This is a genomic window from Winogradskyella poriferorum, assembly GCF_050618035.1.
GTDB lineage: Bacteria > Bacteroidota > Bacteroidia > Flavobacteriales > Flavobacteriaceae > Winogradskyella > Winogradskyella poriferorum_A.
Window position 1 is genome coordinate 391,116 of sequence record NZ_JBODPY010000003.1, and the last position, 18,897, is coordinate 410,012.

At 32.9% G+C, this 18,897-nt stretch carries 18 protein-coding genes; 13 read left to right on the forward strand and 5 right to left on the reverse strand.

Annotated elements, in window-relative coordinates:
* Positions 1–3: 3 nt before the first annotated feature.
* The 4 genes from ACRHOC_RS09190 to ACRHOC_RS09205 are packed head-to-tail and all read right to left on the reverse strand — an operon-like array spanning position 4 to position 5,184.
* Complete coding sequence (locus ACRHOC_RS09190; protein ID WP_431158326.1) at positions 4–1,299, reverse strand: nucleotide sugar dehydrogenase; 1,296 nt, start codon at positions 1,297–1,299, stop codon at positions 4–6.
* Entirely contained in the window at positions 1,296–1,886 is a 591-nt protein-coding gene (locus ACRHOC_RS09195) for a sugar transferase (protein WP_431158327.1), read from the reverse strand. Before ACRHOC_RS09195 ends, ACRHOC_RS09190 begins: the two co-directional genes overlap by 4 nt.
* 13 nt (positions 1,887–1,899) lie before the next feature.
* Complete coding sequence (locus tag ACRHOC_RS09200; RefSeq protein ID WP_431158328.1) at positions 1,900–4,380, reverse strand: polysaccharide biosynthesis tyrosine autokinase; 2,481 nt, start codon at positions 4,378–4,380, stop codon at positions 1,900–1,902.
* Between the two features lie 3 nt (positions 4,381–4,383).
* Positions 4,384–5,184 carry a polysaccharide biosynthesis/export family protein gene (locus ACRHOC_RS09205; RefSeq protein WP_431158329.1) on the reverse strand — a complete coding sequence of 267 codons (801 nt, stop codon included), beginning with the start codon at positions 5,182–5,184 and terminating at the stop codon, positions 4,384–4,386.
* 104 nt (positions 5,185–5,288) lie between these two features.
* Here ACRHOC_RS09205 and ACRHOC_RS09210 point away from each other — a divergent pair, with 104 nt between their 5' ends.
* The 13 genes from ACRHOC_RS09210 to ACRHOC_RS09270 all read left to right on the forward strand — a co-directional run bounded on the left by ACRHOC_RS09210 (position 5,289) and on the right by ACRHOC_RS09270 (position 18,141).
* Positions 5,289–7,151, forward strand: a complete 1,863-nt coding sequence (locus ACRHOC_RS09210) for an ABC-F family ATP-binding cassette domain-containing protein (protein ID WP_431158330.1) — start codon at positions 5,289–5,291, stop codon at positions 7,149–7,151.
* Positions 7,152–7,916, forward strand: coding sequence for an O-methyltransferase (locus ACRHOC_RS09215; RefSeq protein WP_431158331.1), 765 nt, complete (start codon positions 7,152–7,154; stop codon positions 7,914–7,916). It begins immediately after the preceding gene.
* 78 nt (positions 7,917–7,994) lie between these two features.
* Positions 7,995–8,681 carry an ABC transporter ATP-binding protein gene (locus tag ACRHOC_RS09220; protein WP_431158332.1) on the forward strand — a complete coding sequence of 229 codons (687 nt, stop codon included), beginning with the start codon at positions 7,995–7,997 and terminating at the stop codon, positions 8,679–8,681.
* A gap of 83 nt (positions 8,682–8,764) precedes the next feature.
* Positions 8,765–9,340: a cob(I)yrinic acid a,c-diamide adenosyltransferase gene (locus tag ACRHOC_RS09225; RefSeq protein WP_431158333.1), complete on the forward strand. Its 576-nt coding sequence runs from the start codon at positions 8,765–8,767 to the stop codon at positions 9,338–9,340.
* A gap of 250 nt (positions 9,341–9,590) precedes the next feature.
* Positions 9,591–9,812: a DUF2795 domain-containing protein gene (locus tag ACRHOC_RS09230; protein ID WP_008272287.1), complete on the forward strand. Its 222-nt coding sequence runs from the start codon at positions 9,591–9,593 to the stop codon at positions 9,810–9,812.
* 169 nt (positions 9,813–9,981) lie between these two features.
* Entirely contained in the window at positions 9,982–13,338 is a 3,357-nt protein-coding gene (secA, locus tag ACRHOC_RS09235; protein ID WP_431158335.1) for a preprotein translocase subunit SecA, read from the forward strand.
* A gap of 289 nt (positions 13,339–13,627) precedes the next feature.
* Complete coding sequence (locus ACRHOC_RS09240) at positions 13,628–14,035, forward strand: hypothetical protein (RefSeq protein WP_431158336.1); 408 nt, start codon at positions 13,628–13,630, stop codon at positions 14,033–14,035.
* Position 14,036: 1 nt separating this feature from the next.
* Positions 14,037–14,558: a hypothetical protein gene (locus ACRHOC_RS09245; protein WP_431158337.1), complete on the forward strand. Its 522-nt coding sequence runs from the start codon at positions 14,037–14,039 to the stop codon at positions 14,556–14,558.
* Between the two features lie 166 nt (positions 14,559–14,724).
* Positions 14,725–15,783, forward strand: a complete 1,059-nt coding sequence (locus ACRHOC_RS09250) for a hypothetical protein (RefSeq protein ID WP_431158338.1) — start codon at positions 14,725–14,727, stop codon at positions 15,781–15,783.
* Positions 15,784–15,788: 5 nt separating this feature from the next.
* On the forward strand, positions 15,789–16,751 hold the full coding sequence (locus tag ACRHOC_RS09255; RefSeq protein WP_431158339.1) for a glycosyltransferase family 2 protein: 963 nt from the start codon (positions 15,789–15,791) through the stop codon (positions 16,749–16,751).
* Positions 16,752–16,779: 28 nt separating this feature from the next.
* A complete protein-coding gene (locus ACRHOC_RS09260; protein WP_431158436.1) occupies positions 16,780–17,121 on the forward strand; it encodes a GtrA family protein in 342 nt (113 codons plus the stop codon).
* 5 nt (positions 17,122–17,126) lie between these two features.
* Complete coding sequence (locus tag ACRHOC_RS09265) at positions 17,127–17,663, forward strand: acyltransferase (RefSeq protein WP_431158341.1); 537 nt, start codon at positions 17,127–17,129, stop codon at positions 17,661–17,663.
* Positions 17,664–17,733: 70 nt separating this feature from the next.
* The gene (locus ACRHOC_RS09270; protein ID WP_431158342.1) at positions 17,734–18,141 is read left to right on the forward strand and encodes an acyltransferase; all 408 of its coding nucleotides are present in this window, start codon (positions 17,734–17,736) and stop codon (positions 18,139–18,141) included.
* On the opposite strand, the gene ACRHOC_RS09275 is transcribed toward ACRHOC_RS09270, so the two are convergent.
* Entirely contained in the window at positions 18,130–18,813 is a 684-nt protein-coding gene (locus tag ACRHOC_RS09275; RefSeq protein ID WP_431158343.1) for a peptidoglycan DD-metalloendopeptidase family protein, read from the reverse strand. The two genes, ACRHOC_RS09270 and ACRHOC_RS09275, sit on opposite strands and share 12 nt — an antisense overlap.
* Positions 18,814–18,897: the final 84 nt, after the last annotated feature.

Consider the following 18,897-nt stretch of genomic DNA (forward strand, 5'->3'; position numbering starts at 1 on the left):
AAATTATAAGCGCGCATCAATGGACTCAATCGGTAGCAAAGACTTAACATCAAAAGTAACGCAGTCTTTAGCTTTAAGACTGGATATGTCAATATCTAAAAATTCGTTATGTGAAACTGCAAGAATTATTGCTTGATAATTTGAGTTTAATTTTGATTTATCTGTAATTAGATCTAAACCATATTCGTGCTGAACTTCGGCCTTAGATGCCCAAGGATCATAAACATCCACATCTACATGATATGATTGAAGTTCTTCAATAATATCAATAACTCTTGAATTTCTGATATCAGGACAATTTTCTTTAAATGTAATTCCAAGAACCAAGGCTTTAGAGCCTTTAATCGTTGCCCCTTTATTAATCATCATCTTTACAGTTTCTGTAGCAACATAACTACCCATGCTATCATTCATTTTTCTTCCTGCTAGTATTATTTCAGGATTATAACCAGATTCAATAGCTTTTTGTGCTAAATAATAAGGATCAACTCCTATACAATGACCTCCAACTAAACCAGGTGTGAACTTTAAAAAATTCCATTTAGTACCAGCAGCTTCCAGAACTGCTTTTGTATCTATATCGAGTATTCTAAAAATCTTAGAAAGCTCATTTACAAAAGCTATATTAATATCTCTCTGAGAATTCTCGATAACCTTGGCGGCTTCAGCCACTTTAATTGATGGTGCCAAATGTGTACCTGCAGTAATTACCTTTTGATATAAGGCATCAATCTTCTTAGCAATTTCTGGTGTTGAACCTGAAGTTACTTTTAAAATTTTCGTAACAGTATGTTTCTTATCCCCTGGATTAATGCGCTCAGGTGAGTATCCAGCATAAAAATCATTATTATAAGTTAGACCAGATACTTTTTCTAATACTGGTATACAAATGTCTTCAGTTGCTCCTGGATAAACTGTTGATTCATAAATTACAATATCGCCTTTTGATAAAACTGCTCCAACTGATTCACTTGCTTTAATTAAAGGTGTAAAGACAGGTTTATTTAAAGCGTCCGTAGGTGTTGGAACTGTAACTATGTAAATATTTGCAAGCGACAATGCATCTTTATCATCGGTTATAAATAATCCTGTGCTTGCATTATTATCGGAAGTTAATACTGATTGAAGATTTTCATCCTCAACTTCTAATGTGCTGTCGACTCCAGAATTTAATTCGTCGATTCTTGATTTATTGATATCAAATCCAACAACAAAAAATTGTTTAGCAAATTCAACAGCAAGAGGCAGGCCAACATATCCTAAGCCAATAATGGCAATCTTATCATTTGAGGTAGTCATATGTTTAAAGTAGATTTTATAATGAGCCTCAAATCTAAATAAAAACTGTAATTATGGATATACTTTTTATTGATTTTCACTTTATCTACCCAAATAATCGTTCTATTGTAATGTTCTGGGTCTTTTTGTCGTTCTAATACACGCTCCTCATCCTTATATTTTAGTGTAGCAGGTCCAGTTATTCCAGGTTTGATCAATAAAATAATCCTATCTTCACCCAGTAATTGATCCGCAAAACCCTGTATATCAGGTCTTGGCCCAACAAAACTCATATCTCCCTTTAGGACATTAAAGATTTGTGGTAATTCATCTAATTTTGTTCTTCTTAATATCTTTCCAAATTTAGTAGCGCTCTTATTTAATTGTCCTAGCTCATGAGGCTCATTACGCAATGTTCTTAATTTATATATCTTAAAAAGTGTCCCATGTTGACCAACTCTTAATTGAGAAAAAATTCCCCATTCTCGGGTATCAATAGAACACATTAAGGTGAGTAGAAATATTGGGACGATTAAAAAAGGAAATAATAGTGTTGCTAGAGTGAAATCAAAAATCCGTTTAACCCTAAGTTGGTAAGTTGATATCAAAACAATTTTATTACTATTTTCTTTTGAAAAGATTCTTAGTTTTTGTCCAAACGGTTTGTTTATCGTTTTGGTGATATGCATTTCCATAACTACCATAGCCGTAACCATAGCCATAGCCATAACCATAACCGTAACCATAGCGTGCTTTGTATTTATAGAAATTAAGGACAAAACTTATATTTTTAACTTCACCATTACGGTATTTTGCATTAACAAGTTGCAACATTCCTTTTTTAGTGTAGTCAAACCTTATCATATAAATTGTTGCATCAGCATAATTTGAAAGTTCTAAAGCATCTGCAACTAAACCGAGCGGCGGAGTGTCTAATACAATGAAATCATATTCCTTTCTCAAAATTTCTATTGCCTCCTTTAATTTATCACTCATTAAAAGTTCTGAAGGATTTGGTGGAATAGGACCAGATGAAATTAAGTCTAAATTTTTAATGTGAGTATTGGTGATTGTATTTTCGAGACTTTCCTCACCAATTAAATAATTGACAATACCTTTTTCATTGTTGAGATTAAAATCGCCAAAAATTTTCGGCTTACGTAAATCTAACCCTAACAATATCGTTTTCTTTCCAGAAAGTGCATAAACAGTAGAAATATTAATTGAACAAAATGTTTTACCCTCACCACTAATTGATGAAGTCACCATTAAAGTTCTTCCTTTTTCGTCTGAGCTTTCTTGTTGTTTATAAATAAATTGTAAACTCGACCTTATTGCCCTAAAAGACTCAGCGATTGTGGATTTTGGCTTTTCATAAACCACAAGGTTATTCGCGTGCTTAAAAACTCCTATTAAACCGAGAATAGGAATACGAGATAATTTTTCAACCTCACCAGAATTGTGAATATTATTATCTAAAAGGTATAATATAAAAATTAAAATAATAGGCAATCCAAAACCAAGTAAGGTCGCCATGATATAATTTAATGAAGTATTAGGGCCTATCTTCCCACCACCAATATCTTTTGCTCTATCGATAAAAGTAATATCAGAGACGTTGGCAGCCTTAATAATTTTAGCTTCACTTAACTTACTTTGATAGACATTATAAGTTTCAATACTTATATCCAATTTTCTTTGAATCTTCAAAAATTCTTGCTGATCTTCTGGTAGATTTCTTAGTTCTGATTCTAATTTTGCTATTCGATTATTGACTTGATTCAACTGATAATTAATAGTCTGCTTTGTTGCTGTAATAGTTTCTAATAGTACATTTTTCTCTGCATCTATTTTTCGGTCCAGATCATCAAATAGTACGTTTCCAGGTTGAGTAGTATATTCTAGATTCTGCCTTTCTATGGCTAGAACAGTTATGTTTTGCACACTAGCAATTATATTGGCTTCAGTAATTCCTACAGAAGTTGGCGCAACAATATTTGTATAATCTTTTTGAGTTATCAAATATTGTTCTAGTGAATTTAAATATTGAAGCTTAGATCTTTCTAACTCTCGCAACTTATCTAATTCTTTTAGGTCATCTGAGACTAGCGTTAGTTCTTCAGTTACATCAAATACTTTGTTACGCTTCCTAAAATCGCTCATTTCATTGGTTCCAGCCTTTAAAACTGCATCCACTTCAGCCAAACTACTATCGATAAATTTTATAGTATTTGTAGCATAAAGGTTTTTTCTTTCCAGTTCAGTCTTGGCTAAAATTTCAACAGTCGCATTTAAGAAATCAACAATTCTTGCCTTATTGTTGCCAATCATCTGCATTCTCAGAATAGATGATGCATCTCTGGATTTAGGTGTTGCTCTTACAGCGTCTTTATATTGATTTACAACGGCATCAAAGTTCAAGAATTTAAAGTAGTATTTAGAATCTTCAATAAAATTAATATTCTTATTTCTTTCAATAATTCCATTAAAAAATGACAATTCAATCTTTTGACCGTATCGATATTTTTGCGAAAGAGTACTCTCAAAAAGCGTAATCGATGTTACTTTTCGACTGTCATATATCTGGCAAACTACTTGTTTTGCTTCCCCAAAGTCTATATATAGTTCAAAGGTGTCGTCATCTATGGGACGTAATTCAATTGATTTACCCAATAATTGAGGATGGTCCTTATTCAACCTTATTTCAAATGGAGAATTACTGTAAATATCAATAAGATTATACTCACCTTCTCTGAGGTACTGCTTGTAAAACTCTAAGGAGTCAACAACCAATTCATTATGCGTTCTTGTGTTAAGTTCGGTAACTACTTTACCAACTTTACCCGAAACCCCACCCCAATTAAATGATTTACTTGTATTTGTTGTAAAAAATGGACTTTGTTCGTTTTCAACAGAAATCAAACTTTCAAGTCTATAAATATTTTGCTTACGAACATTGATATAATAAGCTATTCCTAAACCAATTAACACGGAAAGGACAATTAACGGCCAATAATTTAGAATCTTAAAAAACAAACCCTTAATATCAAAAGTAGTTTGCTTTCCGTCATTAGGTTCTAATTCGTAATCAAGATCAGACATACCCTATAATCTATCAATTAACAAAATACTTGTTGTAACTAGACCCATTACAGTAATAATTGTTGTAATCGTCTGCGTTCCAGTGACGCCTGTACCCCAAGATTTTTGTTTCAAAGGTTTCACATAAATCATGTCATTATTCTGAATATAGTAATAGGGCGATTTCATAACATTTATATCTGTTAAATCTAATTTATGAATTTGTTGTCCTTGTGGATATTGCCTAATTAACATTACTTCCCTCCGATTGCCTGTCTGCGTTATTTCACCAGCATTAGCAATAGCTTCAAAAATATTAACGCGATCTTGAAATAAAACTTGTGTTCCCGGACTATTTACCTCTCCACTGGTCACGTACCTCAATCCTGCGAGTTTAACAGTAACAAAAATATTTGCAGTTTCCTTAAACTGGTCCTCCAATAGTTTTGTTTCCAGCATTTTCTGGATTTCCTCAGTCGTGTATCCCAAAACATTTAATTCCCCAAGGACAGGAATACGGATATTACCGTGAATATCTACTGTAAAGCCATCAAAATAAGAACGTTCTTGGCTTTCAGCATTAAGATTCTCATTACCAACTGGATTGTAAATCGTAACCTTATCTTGATCTAAAGCCTTAACCCTTATATTTAATATATCATTTACCTGGACACGATATGGTTTTTGAATTTCAGTAAGGTTATTGGATGATAAAGAATCTAATGCAATCTCTTTATTTTGAAGATACACTAAGTCTTTATGTGGAATGCATGATGATAATCCTACTAATAGAATTATTACAAAGATCAAAAGCCTATTTTTCATTAGTAAGTTTGAAGTGCTATTACACAAATATAACCTATCAATACCAATAACAAAACTTAATGGTTTCTTTTTGGTTTATTTACGTTCTTTGTAAAAAATTTAGTGTGAATTATCTTAATGTAGAAAACATATCGAAGTCTTATGGAGAGCTCATCCTCTTTAAAGATTTATCGTTTAGTATACACAAAGAACAAAAGATTGCCTTTGTTGCAAAAAATGGAAGTGGTAAGACATCTATTCTAAATATTCTATCTGGACAAGACACTCCTGATGAAGGTCAAATAGTAGTTAGAAATGGCCTGAGATTAGCCTTTCTTGATCAAGAACCAGATCTTGATCCAAAGCTCAACATTGAAGAAGCTATTTTTGCCTCTGATATCCCAATTTTAGACATCATTCAATCATATGAAAACGCTCTTAAAAACCCTGAAGACTCAGAAGCCTATCAAATTGCCTTTGAGGCAATGGATAGAAATAACGCCTGGGAATTTGAAACCCAGTATCAACAGATACTGTCACAACTTAAATTAAATGACCTTACACAGAAAGTTAGTATTTTATCTGGTGGACAAAAGAAGCGTTTAGCACTTGCTCAGGCCTTATTGAGCCAACCTGATATATTAATATTAGACGAACCTACCAACCATCTAGATTTGGAGATGATTGAGTGGCTTGAGGACTATTTTAAAAAAACACTACAAACGCTATTTATGGTGACCCATGATCGTTACTTTCTAGAACGTGTTTGTAATGAAATTATTGAGCTAGATCATGGTAAGTTGTTTACATATAAAGGCAACTATTCCTACTATTTAGAAAAAAAAGAAGCGCGTATTTCTAAGGAACTTATCGAAGTTGGTAAAGCAAAACAATTGTTTAAAAAAGAACTCGATTGGATGCGCAGGCAACCAAAAGCAAGAACTACAAAATCTAAGAGCAGAATCGATGATTTTTTTGAAATAAAAAAGAAAGCGCATCAAAGAAGAAAAGACCATACTGTTCAATTAGAAATTAATATGGAGCGCCTGGGGAGTAAGATTATTGAATTTCATAATGTTCACAAAGCTTTTAAGGATCATAAAATTTTAAATGGATTTGACTATACCTTTAAAAAAGGTGAACGTATTGGCATCATTGGTAAGAACGGAACTGGGAAATCTACATTCTTAAATTTACTAACACAATCAATATCACCAGATAATGGGAAAATAGTCATTGGTGAAACCGTTAAATTTGGCTATTATACTCAAGGTGGATTAAATATTAAACCACAACAAAAGGTAATTGAAGTTGTAAGGCAATTTGGGGATTATATACCATTAGCGAAAGGAAGACAGATTAGTGCACAACAATTACTTGAACGTTTTCTTTTTGATCGCAAAAAGCAATATGATTTTGTTGAGAAACTTAGTGGTGGTGAACAAAAACGATTGTACTTATGCACAGTTTTAATTCAAAATCCAAATGTTCTCATTTTAGATGAGCCTACAAATGATTTGGACATCGTAACATTGAATGTTTTAGAAAATTTCCTATTAGACTTTCCTGGCGTGTTGCTTGTTGTGTCACACGATCGTTATTTTATGGACAAGATTGTTGATCACCTTTTTGTGTTTAGAGGAAACGGTATAATCGATGATTTCCCAGGGAACTATTCAGATTTCAGAGCTTATGAAAATAGCCAACCAAAACAGATTGAAAAAGCCCAAAGTGAACAATCAAACAAGGCTGTAAAGCAAAACCAAGCTCAAAAATTATCTTACAACGAACAAAAAGAATACAAAAACTTAGAATCTAAAATCAGGTCTTTAGAATTAGACAAAAAGGCTTTAGAGGCAAAATTCAATAATCCAGACTTATCTCAAGATGAAATAAGTAAATTGTCAGGGGAGCTTCAAACCTTAATTGAAACCATCGAAGAAAAAGAATTGCGTTGGTTTGAATTGGCAGAAAAATTAGAAAATTAAATGTATAGTCTGTTTGCCTATCTTAAATTTCTAAAGAAATCAAAAAATCATCATGGTGTACATTCTCCATTCATCTATGATTTTGTTACAAAATGCCTTTATGATAAAACCAATCATAAGAACTACAAGTTTATTAAGGCTTACCGAAAAGTGTTGATAAGAAACAAAAGGCGCATTCAAATAACAGATTATGGTTCTGGATCAAAAGTCTCAAAATCTAATAATCGTTCTGTAAAAGAAATTACCACGCATTCTGGAACACCTTTAAAAAAAGCAAAACTACTATACCGAATTGTAAATTATTTTAGTCCTGAATATTTATTGGAGCTCGGCACATCCTTAGGAATAGCGACACAGGCTATGGGTTTAAACAGTTCAGTTAAACAACTCGTGAGTATCGAAGGTTGTCCAAATATTTATCAATTCACAAAGGATTCCTTGTCATCATTTTCAAATATCGAATTGATAAATAATCAATTCAAAAATTATATTCCCAAACTAGAACAACCCAATTTTGACCTCATTTATTTTGATGGGCATCACGAAAAAGAAGCTACTATAAACTACTTTCAAGCTTTATTACCTAAAGCAAAAAATGATTCTATTTTCATTTTTGATGATATTTATTGGTCAAAAGGTATGGAAGACGCTTGGCATTACATAAAAGAACATAAATCGGTTTCGGTAACAGTTGATATCTTCCATTTCGGCATCGTTTTTTTCAGAAAAGAACAGGCAAAAGAACATTTTAAAATTAGATTGTAACAACCTCACAACTTTAACGTCTTATTAACTGTAAAATCCTGTATCTTGCAGGCACATTGGTAATAAAGACCAGCTATTATGAGTGACAACGTCATTGAAATCAGAAATATTATCAGAGATTTTAAACTTGGACAAGAAACTGTTCATGTATTAAAAGGAATTGACTTAGATATCAAAAAAGGAGAATATGTAGCGATAATGGGACCATCAGGTTCAGGTAAATCAACACTAATGAACTTACTAGGTTGCTTAGATACTCCAACCGCAGGTAGTTACAAACTAAATGGTAAGGATGTAAGTCAGATGTCTGATGATGAATTGGCAGAAATCAGAAATACAGAAATAGGTTTTGTATTTCAAACTTTTAACCTTTTGCCAAGAACAACTGCTTTAGAAAATGTCGCACTTCCAATGATTTACGCTGGCGCCTCTAAAAAAGTACGTTCAGGGCGTGCGTCTGAAGTATTAACAGATGTTGGCTTAGCAGATAGAATGGATCATAAACCTAATCAATTATCTGGTGGACAAAGACAACGTGTTGCTGTTGGAAGAGCTTTAGTCAATAAACCATCCATAATTTTGGCCGATGAGCCTACTGGTAATTTAGATTCAAAAACATCATTAGAAATCATGGAGCTCTTCGATGAAATCCATGCACGTGGCAATACTGTAATAATGGTTACACACGAAGAAGATATTGCCGCACATGCAAAACGAGTTATACGTTTGCTCGATGGTATGATCGATAGCGACACCTACAATTAATATTTCCTAACTCATTGTTAAAGTTCTTAAGTTGATTCTTTTAGAATCCTTAAAATTTGGCTTTAAGCCTTATCTTTACAGCTATGAAAGTGTATACAAAAACTGGAGATAAAGGAACCACTGCCCTATTTGGTGGTACGCGAGTTCCAAAGCATCATATTAGAATTGAAAGCTATGGTACCATAGACGAATTAAATTCGCACATTGGCTTAATTAGAGATCAAAAAATTCATCAGCATTACAAAGAAGTATTAATGCATGTTCAAGACAGACTTTTTACGGTTGGAGCCATCTTGGCAACTGACCCAGAAAAGGCAACTCTAAAAAACGGTAAAGCCAGACTTAATATTCCCAAAATATCGGAATCAGATATTAAACGCTTAGAGGACGAAATGGATCAAATGGAAGAAAGTTTACCACCAATGACTCATTTTGTTCTACCAGGCGGTCATCAAACTGTGTCATTCTGTCACATAGCACGTACAGTTTGTAGAAGAGCAGAGCGATTAGCCTCACATCTCAACGATCTCGAACCTTTTCAGCCACAGACGCTAATGTATATAAATAGACTTTCTGACTATCTCTTTGTGTTGGCACGGAAGTTGTCACATGATTTGCAAGCTGAAGAAATCAAATGGATTCCACAGAAAGAAGACTAGACTTTGATTTTAATGCCCTAAACTTTAAAAATGCAATTTTGAGGTTTAGTTGAGTTGAATTAATTAACGTTCTTTTTATTAATGATATAACATTTTTAGGCAGCTCTTTATTTTAAGAGAATCGTCCAAATAAAAATGTTTAGTGAGACCAATAATTGAATATATAAAGACTAGAAACTAAATAAATTAGTTTTTTCTTGAATTATTCAGCTAAAAAATTATTTTTGCAAAAAATTAAACACATACGCAAATGTATTGGACATTAGAATTGGCATCCTATTTAAGTGATGCACCTTGGCCAGCCACTAAAGACGAACTTATCGATTATGCGATTAGAACAGGAGCGCCTTTAGAAGTAGTTGAAAACCTACAAGCAATTGAAGATGAAGGTGATTCATACGACTCAATTGAGGAAATTTGGCCAGACTATCCAACCGATGAAGATTACCTCTGGAACGAGGATGAATATTAACATATAAGAAATCACAAAAAAAAGTCTCTTGCAACAATTTAAGTAAGAGACTTTTTTTATTTTCGGATACTTTTTATCCGACCACTTAAAATGGGTTAACTAAGACCTGTTTAAGTTTAAATAAGAATTACGAGATTGGAAATTTCCAATCACCACAATAAATAATATCATGAGTATATTAGATAAAGTATTAAAGGTTTTTGTAGGTGACAAATCCAAACAAGATGTTGGAGCTATAAAACCTATAGTAGACAAGATAAAAACATTTGAATCTGCTCTAGAAGCACTCTCACATGATGAATTGAGAGCTAAAACAATAGAATTCAAAGATAAAATTGCCGAAGCCAGAAAACCTCTGAAAGCAAAAAAGGATGAATTACTTTCCAAAGCAGAAGAAACTGAGGATATAGATGTACGTGAAGAGTTGTATCTCGAAGCAGACAAAATTGAGGACGATATATATAATGTTACTGAAGAAGTTCTTAATGAGATCTTACCAGAAGCTTTTGCAGTTGTAAAAGAAACTGCAAAGCGATTTGTAAATAATAAAGAAATTCCTGTCACTGCAAATGCTTTTGATAGAGAAGTTTCTGGCGATAAAGACTACGTAACTTTAGATGGTGATAAAGCGGTATGGGAAAATTCTTGGGATGCAGCTGGCAAACCAATAACTTGGGATATGATTCACTATGATGTGCAATTAATTGGTGGTATCGCAATGCACCAAGGAAAAATTGCAGAGATGCAGACTGGTGAAGGTAAAACACTTGTTGCAACATTACCAGTTTATCTAAATGCATTGGCCGGACGTGGTGTGCATCTTGTAACGGTTAACGATTATCTAGCAAAACGTGATAGTGCCTGGATGGCTCCAATATTTGAGTTTCATGGATTGAGCGTAGACTGTATCGATTACCATAAGCCAAACTCAGATGCGAGACGCAAGGCTTATAATGCAGATATAACCTATGGTACTAATAATGAGTTTGGATTTGATTATCTAAGAGACAATATGGCGCACTCTCCAGAAGATTTAGTACAGCGCCCTCATCACTATGCCATTGTGGATGAGGTAGATTCCGTTTTAATTGATGATGCGCGAACACCATTAATCATTTCCGGTCCAGTACCTAAAGGAGATGAGCACGAGTTTGATCAGTTAAAACCTAAAGTAAGTCAGATTGTTGATGTACAGCGTAAATATCTTGTTGGGGTTTTAGCAGAGGCTAAAAAACTCATAACTGAAGGTGATACTAAAGAAGGAGGTTTCCAACTTCTTAGAGTTTATCGTGGTATTCCTAAAAATAAAGCATTAATTAAATTCTTAAGTGAAGAAGGCATTAAACAATTACTTCAAAAAACTGAGAATTTTTATATGCAAGATAACAATAGAGAAATGCCAAAGGTAGATGAAGAACTCTACTATGTTATCGATGAAAAAAATAATCAAGTAGAATTAACAGATAAAGGTGTAGACTTCCTATCCGGAAAAGATGATCCAAATTTCTTTGTTATGCCAGAAATGGGAACAGAAATTGCAAAGATTGAAAATCAAGGATTATCGAGTGAAGAAGAGGCTGACCTTAAGGAAGAATTATTCAGAGATTTTGGTATTAAATCTGAAAGAATCCACACTCTAAATCAGTTACTAAAGGCCTATGCCCTCTTTGAAAAAGACATTCAGTACGTTGTCATGGACAATAAGGTAATGATTGTAGATGAACAAACAGGTCGTATTATGGATGGCCGTCGTTACTCAGATGGTTTGCACCAAGCAATTGAAGCCAAGGAGAATGTAAAGATTGAAGCGGCAACGCAAACTTTCGCCACGGTTACCCTTCAAAATTATTTTAGAATGTACCGTAAATTATCTGGTATGACGGGAACTGCCGTTACTGAAGCCGGAGAGTTTTGGGAAATTTACAAATTGGATGTTGTTGAAATCCCAACAAACAGACCAATTGCCAGAGACGATAAAGACGATTTAGTTTATAAAACAAAACGCGAAAAATACAATGCAGTAATTGATGAAGTTACAGATCTTTCAAATGCTGGTAGACCTGTTCTTATTGGAACTACTAATGTAGAAATCTCTGAGCTTCTCGGCAAAATGCTAAGCATTAGAAAAGTACCTCATAATGTACTTAATGCGAAACTTCACAAAAAAGAGGCGGATATTGTTGCTGAAGCTGGTAAACCAGGCCAGGTGACTATTGCAACAAACATGGCAGGTCGTGGTACAGATATTAAATTGAGTGACGAGGTTAAAGAAGCTGGAGGTTTGGCTATTATTGGTACAGAGCGTCACGATTCTCGCCGAGTTGACCGTCAGTTAAGAGGACGTTCTGGACGTCAAGGAGATCCAGGAAGCTCTCAATTTTATGTATCATTAGAAGATAACCTTATGCGTCTTTTTGGAAGTGACCGTATTGCTAAAATGATGGATAGAATGGGACTCAAAGAAGGTGAAGTTATTCAGCATTCTATGATTTCTAAGTCTATTGAACGTGCTCAGAAAAAGGTTGAGGAAAATAACTTTGGTGTACGTAAACGACTTTTAGAATATGACGATGTTATGAACGCACAACGTGAGGTGGTTTATAAGCGCCGTCGTCATGCACTTCATGGTGAACGTCTTAGAGTAGATTTAGCCAACATGATTTTTGATACTTCAGAAGGTATCGCACAGACCAATAAAGATGCTAATGATTTCAAAAATTTTGAGTTTGAATTAATTCGCTATTTCTCAATGGCTTCACCGATAAGCCAAGACGAATTTGCAAAAATGAGTACTCAGGAGATCTCTGGACTAATCTATAAAGAGGCTTTCAAGCATTATCGCGAAAAAATGCAACGTGCAGCAGATTTAGCTTACCCAGTAATCGAAAACGTATATAATACACAACGTGATCGTTTTAAGCGCATCGTCGTTCCATTTACGGATGGTGTTAAGAATCTTCAAGTTGTTACAGATTTAGAAAAGGCCTATGAATCTAAAGGAAAGCAACTTATTAACGATTTTGAAAAAAATATTACACTAGCTATCGTAGATGACGCCTGGAAAACACATTTACGCAAAATGGATGAATTAAAACAATCTGTTCAGTTGGCTGTTCATGAGCAAAAGGATCCATTATTAATATACAAGTTCGAAGCATTTGAGCTCTTTAGAGCGATGATTGATCAAGTCAATAAAGATGTTATTTCCTTCTTATTTAAAGGAGAAATACCGCAAGAGACTGCGAGTACGATCCAAGAAGCTAAAAAACGTAAACAAGAAAAGCTTGAAACTCAGAAGGATGAAATTCCTAATATGGATGAGCGTGCCGCACAAAATAGAGTGGCTGGTGCTAATGCATCACGTCAACAACAAGTTATTGAGACCATTGTAAGGGATAAACCTAAAATTGGTCGTAATGACAAAGTCACTATTAAACATGTAATCAGTGGCGAAAATAAAGTGGTTAAATACAAACAAGCTATTCCATTAATCGATAAAGGCGAATGGGTCTTAGTAAATGAATAAAGGCTAAAATATATATCTTAAAAATCCTGATGAGTCTCATCAGGATTTTTTTGTAAAAACAATTAGTTTTTATTTGTATAGTTAATAGATTAATGTTTCTTTTTAGGGATCCGCATTTAAGGATTTACTTTATGTTTCATTAACCAAGGTTGAATACCTTCTTTATAAATAAGACACCAAAACTTTAAAAAAGTCACATTTAAACCAGTATAAATTACTGTAGGTAAGGCATATAGAATACTCTAATATTTTTTTACTAATTTGAGGGTACTAACTAAATCAAATAATTATGAAAAATGTTCTTGCCACTATTGTTGGTTTTATAGTTGCTTCAATTACAGTTTACATCTTTGAAACTCTTATAGGCCATAATTTATTCCCATTGCCCGAAGGTGCAAACCCAATGGATATGGAATGGATAAAAAATAATATGGATCAGATACCAATGGGCGCTAAAATTTGTGTTGTTATTGCACACTTTGCAGGTATAGTAGTCGGTATGTTTGTAGCGGCCAAAATTTCAAAAAAATCAATGGTACCGAGTTACATTGTAGGTGCATTAATGCTATTAGCGACTCTTTTTAATATCGTAATGCTACCTAAAGAATTATGGTTTACTTTATCTGACGGCCTTTTAATAATAGTTGGGTTTATACTAGGTAAGCAATTGGCCCAAAAACAATTATCAGCAGATTAAAATGAAACGATTAGTTGGAGTTTTATGTATTTGCTTTTTTGTGTTTACCTCTAACGCACAAACAAAAGAGGACTTAATTGAAATTAATAAAACTTGGGAGAAATTTTATAACGCTTTCGAATATCTTGATTACAGCCTTATGGCCGAAATTCATTCAAAAGATTTGATTAGAATCTCAGGTAGTCAATCAATAGTTGATTATCAAACATATATAAACAACTATAAAAAAAGATTTCAACAAAATAAGGAGGCTGGGATTTCATATAATATCAGTCTGAGGTTTTTTGAACGTATAAATAACAAAGCGACTGCCAGCGAGCGTGGTGTTTATCAATTAATAGTAAATAAAGGCAAACCGGAAGAGCAAAAGTATTATGGCCAATTCCATGTTATCTTAAAAAAAGTGAATGATAAGTGGTATATCACTATGGATTACGATTCTAGTGAGGGCAACACAATTGACGAAGAGGATTATCTTAGAGCACATGCTCTAAAAGATATTGACAAGTTTATTACAGAGTAACTAATACTGCATGGTTTATTTATTATCTTTCAATTCTAATAGAGAATCGTAGAGAATTTTATTATTAGTGCATTAACGCGTGAAATATATCTCCTTTATCAAAGAGCATAAGTTATTCTCATTAATCATTTTTTTGAGCATTCTTTCTGCTCTCAGGTCTTTAATTATGCCACTGATAGCTGATGAAAACACGTACAATACCATTGGTAGTCATATTCTAGAAGGTAAATATTATTATAAAAACTATCCTTCTACTGTTACACCCATCATTCCATTTATTTTAGCGTTTTTAAAAACGTCAACAACGCCGCTAATTGGTCTCACACTCCATAAATTAATTCATCTTTTATTCGCAATTCTTGGATTTAGATACTTGTATTTATTTTTAACACAATTACGTTTAAAAACTAAATTGGTGTTGGCAATTATTGCAATTACAGCTGTTAACCCCATAGGGATTACATTTTTTGCCAGACTATATCCAGAAGGAATATTAATGTTTACATTTTGGGGATTCATATATTATTCTACAACTAGTGTTAAAAAGAAACATTTTATTAAAATGTTACTATTCTTTGTTATGCTAATCTTAACCAGGTATGTATATGCAATTTTAGGATTAATAATACTTTACAATTGCTTCCGATATTATAAGGCATCCTCCTATGCTACAATTTATAGTTTATTAAAGTATTCTATTCTCATTTCATTACCGGTCTTGTTGTGGCTAAAATATGTTCAAAACATTGAGAAAAACAATCTATCTGAAATCAGTTATTTCAGCCGTTTTGAAGCAGAGAATCCATTATTATATAATATTAAAGCTGGGCTTGGTATTATTAAACATGAAGAGGTTAATAAAATAAACGGAATACCTGCTTTCGCATCATTATTTATTCCCATTGATGGGTATAGAAACTATTTATTAAGTATTGGATTTATAATTTTATTTTTAGCAGGATACCTTACTAAACCACTAAAATTCGGTGAGCAAATCCTTCTGTCAGCAATAATTTTGACTATGCTAGGTCTAATAATTGCAGGAACGGGTTTCAGTAGATATTGGTTAATTTTATTAGCGGGTTTTGTGTTAGGTATTTATTACTTTCTTGAGAGACTTAGTATACGAGAAAGTTGGATTTTAAATGCAATGTATGTTATCAGTATTATTTACATAATCAACGAATTTAGACTCGATTATTTAATCTTAAACCGATATATTTAACCAACATGAATGATATAAAGGTTATAATATACATGCCAGCCTTAAATGAGGGCAAAACAATTAATAAGGTATTACAATCTGTTCCTAAAGAATTAAAAGGCGTTTCAGAAATCGAATTATTGGTAATTGATGATGGGAGCTCAGACAATACAGTATCGGAAGCTAAAAAAACAGGAGCAACAGTTATTAGCCATTCTTACAATAAAGGTGTTGGAAGTGCTTTCCATACAGCAGTCGATTATGCATTAAAAAAAAAGGCTACTATTTTGGTTAGTATTGATGCCGATGGACAATTTGACGTGAACCAGATTCAACAAATGATAAAACCTATATTAAATAATGATGTAGATTTCTCAATTGGAAACCGTTTTAATGAAGGTAAGCCAGTTGGAATGCCAAAATTAAAATACTGGGGTAATAAGCGTATAAGTAAAATCGTAAGTTTTGTAAGTAGAAACAAAATTAAAGATGCTTCTTGTGGTTTTAGAGCATACTCATACGACTGCTTATTAAACTTAAATTTAGACGGTAGTTTCACATATACCCATGAGACTATTCTAGACCTGGCAAATAAAGGTTATCGTGTTGCTCAGGTTCCAGTTAAGGTAACTTATTTTGATGATAGAATTTCACGAGTAGCAAATAGCCTCACAAAGTATGCTCTTAAAACCTCATCAATAATTTTTAAATGCCTTAAGGATTATAAACCCTTGTATTTCTTTGGGTCTATTGCCATGATTATCCTAGTGATTGGTCTATTATTCGGAGGTTTTGTACTGACGCATTGGATACAAAATGGCAGTATTACACCTTATAAAAGTATCGGAATATTTGGACTAGCATTAGTTGGGATGTCACTTATTCTAACAGTATATGCATTAATGGCTGATATGTTAGGTCGAATTCGAAAAAACCAGGAAAAGATCCTATACTATCAAAAGAAACTTTATTTTGAAAAAAATAAATAAGAAAACAAAGAACCAGCTTGTAAGATATATGATAATAAGTCTTATAGGTTATTGTTTCGTTTTTTCAGGATTATTCTTATTCGTCGATGTTTTAAACATAAATCAATCATTAGCATTCATGATAATTTATGGTCTTTCATATATGCTATTATATTTTCTGCAATTGAAGGTTTTGTTTCAAACACAACACACTAAAGGTAAACTTATTAAATTTCTACTTTCAATATTTGTCTTTTATGTGCTCGCCAATCTATTATTTAATATTGGTGTATATTTAAATTTAAATTATTTAATAGCAACTGTATTAACAATTGGTCTGTTGTTTCCAATAAGATTTATGGTTTCAAAATTTATCATCTTTAAAGCCTAAGTTTGATGAAAAAATTTCTTTATAAAATCGATTATGTTTTACAACGTTTTTTCACATCTTTAATTTTCACCTTTCCACTTTTAAAATTACTTAAAAAACTATTCTTTTTTTTACGCTTCAAAACTTTCGCATTAGAGATAACGAATAATGTCGTAATTACAAATTTTGATAAACCTAACCCCAAGGCAAAAATAAATTTTAACGGCCCCTGCACCTTTTCTAGAAATATTGAAATTGATTATTGTGGAGGTATTACATTTGGTAAAAATGTAACGGTCTCTGACAATGTTACCATCCAAACGCATAAACATCACTTTGAAAACTTAAGTATCTTTGACAACATTACTAGTTGTTCACCTTTAATTTTAGGTGATGAAGTTTGGATATGCAACAACGTCGTTATTACAAGTTCGGTAAATTCTATAGGCACTGGAGCAATTATTGCTTCTGGTTCTGTTGTAACCAAAGATGTCCAGCCCAATAGTATCGTTGGTGGCATACCTGCAAAACATATTAAATACAGAAATTTAAATGACGCATAAGGCAACATGGAATAAATTTTCAATTAAATTTTTTAAGAAAGGAATTAAATTTTTGTTTTTACATCTTTCCATGAAGTATTTTATCACTCCAAGCTTTAGAACTTTAATTCTAAAATGGTGTGGTATTACTTTTATCGATAGGAAATCTGTTTTTATTGGAACCGATGTATTATTTGATAATTTAAAAGGTACCAAAACTATAATTGGTAAAAATGTTACAATAACTACAGGCACAAAAATTATTAATCATTATCCTGTATTATCTTCTAGTGGCGTAACAGAATATTCTACTGGAGATATTTGGATTGGTGATAACGTATTCATTGGTATGAATAGTCTCATCATCAAACCAATTACTATAGGAAATGGGGCTGTAATTGGCGCTGGCTCAATAGTAACCAAAGATGTGCCAAAAAAGGCAATTGTTGCCGGAAATCCTGCAAAAATTGTCGATTATATTGACGATTCAAATTCCTAAAAGCAAATTGGGATCTGGACAATTTTCCGAGTAAAACTCAAGATTTATTTTATTACTAACACCTGGATAGTCTCCATAATAGTCTTGTAGGTCTTTAATAATCTGAAAATGTAAGTGTGGCGGGTAATTACCATTGACCTCAGGTATACCAAGTGTCGCAATTTGTTCACCGCTTTGAATTTTTGTTCCAACTTCTTTATCAATTAAAGACTCAAGGCTTAGGTGACCGTATAGTGTATAAAATTTAAACCCATTCAAATGATGTTCTAAAATGATGCATGGTCCATAGTCTCCATAATTGGTATTATTTTTAAAGCTATGTATATGTCCTTCTAATGGCGAAAAAACTGGTGTGCCTGCCTTAATCCATAAATCTAGACCTAAGTGAATATTTCGCTCCGTCTCTGGATCTTCTTGATTAAAATAATCACTACGTCTATAAATACCGCGCTTCTCCAAATAGCCACCATATGCAACTTTGGCATTTTGCAGTTTCATGACTTGCCATACATATTTTTGCAATTCTTCAACTGAACCAACATCTACTGATTTGAGTTCTTGGTTATCAACCGATAAATTTAAAGGTGTAAAGTCTGTTCTAGATAAAGACTCTGGTAATAAAGAATGTGGTTGGAGAGATTTTAATAATTCCTCAAAATCGCTAAGGGCCATAAAACAAAAATTTCCATAAAAATAAGTATCTATTTCATGGAAAACGTGAAAAAAAAGTTAGAATAAACCCCTAATCTATTTAAG

Coding starts and splice junctions, on each gene's coding strand:
- ACRHOC_RS09190 (WP_431158326.1), bottom strand. CDS start 1,299: ATGACTACCTCAAATGATAAGATTGCCATTATTGGCTTAGGATATGTT.
- ACRHOC_RS09275 (WP_431158343.1), bottom strand. CDS start 18,813: ATGGCCCTTAGCGATTTTGAGGAATTATTAAAATCTCTCCAACCACAT.
- secA (WP_431158335.1), top strand. CDS start 9,982: ATGAGTATATTAGATAAAGTATTAAAGGTTTTTGTAGGTGACAAATCC.
- ACRHOC_RS09225 (WP_431158333.1), top strand. CDS start 8,765: ATGAAAGTGTATACAAAAACTGGAGATAAAGGAACCACTGCCCTATTT.
- ACRHOC_RS09240 (WP_431158336.1), top strand. CDS start 13,628: ATGAAAAATGTTCTTGCCACTATTGTTGGTTTTATAGTTGCTTCAATT.
- ACRHOC_RS09260 (WP_431158436.1), top strand. CDS start 16,780: ATGATAATAAGTCTTATAGGTTATTGTTTCGTTTTTTCAGGATTATTC.
- ACRHOC_RS09200 (WP_431158328.1), bottom strand. CDS start 4,380: ATGTCTGATCTTGATTACGAATTAGAACCTAATGACGGAAAGCAAACT.
- ACRHOC_RS09270 (WP_431158342.1), top strand. CDS start 17,734: ATGAAGTATTTTATCACTCCAAGCTTTAGAACTTTAATTCTAAAATGG.
- ACRHOC_RS09265 (WP_431158341.1), top strand. CDS start 17,127: ATGAAAAAATTTCTTTATAAAATCGATTATGTTTTACAACGTTTTTTC.
- ACRHOC_RS09230 (WP_008272287.1), top strand. CDS start 9,591: ATGTATTGGACATTAGAATTGGCATCCTATTTAAGTGATGCACCTTGG.
- ACRHOC_RS09255 (WP_431158339.1), top strand. CDS start 15,789: ATGAATGATATAAAGGTTATAATATACATGCCAGCCTTAAATGAGGGC.
- ACRHOC_RS09215 (WP_431158331.1), top strand. CDS start 7,152: ATGTATAGTCTGTTTGCCTATCTTAAATTTCTAAAGAAATCAAAAAAT.
- ACRHOC_RS09245 (WP_431158337.1), top strand. CDS start 14,037: ATGAAACGATTAGTTGGAGTTTTATGTATTTGCTTTTTTGTGTTTACC.
- ACRHOC_RS09220 (WP_431158332.1), top strand. CDS start 7,995: ATGAGTGACAACGTCATTGAAATCAGAAATATTATCAGAGATTTTAAA.
- ACRHOC_RS09205 (WP_431158329.1), bottom strand. CDS start 5,184: ATGAAAAATAGGCTTTTGATCTTTGTAATAATTCTATTAGTAGGATTA.
- ACRHOC_RS09250 (WP_431158338.1), top strand. CDS start 14,725: ATGCCACTGATAGCTGATGAAAACACGTACAATACCATTGGTAGTCAT.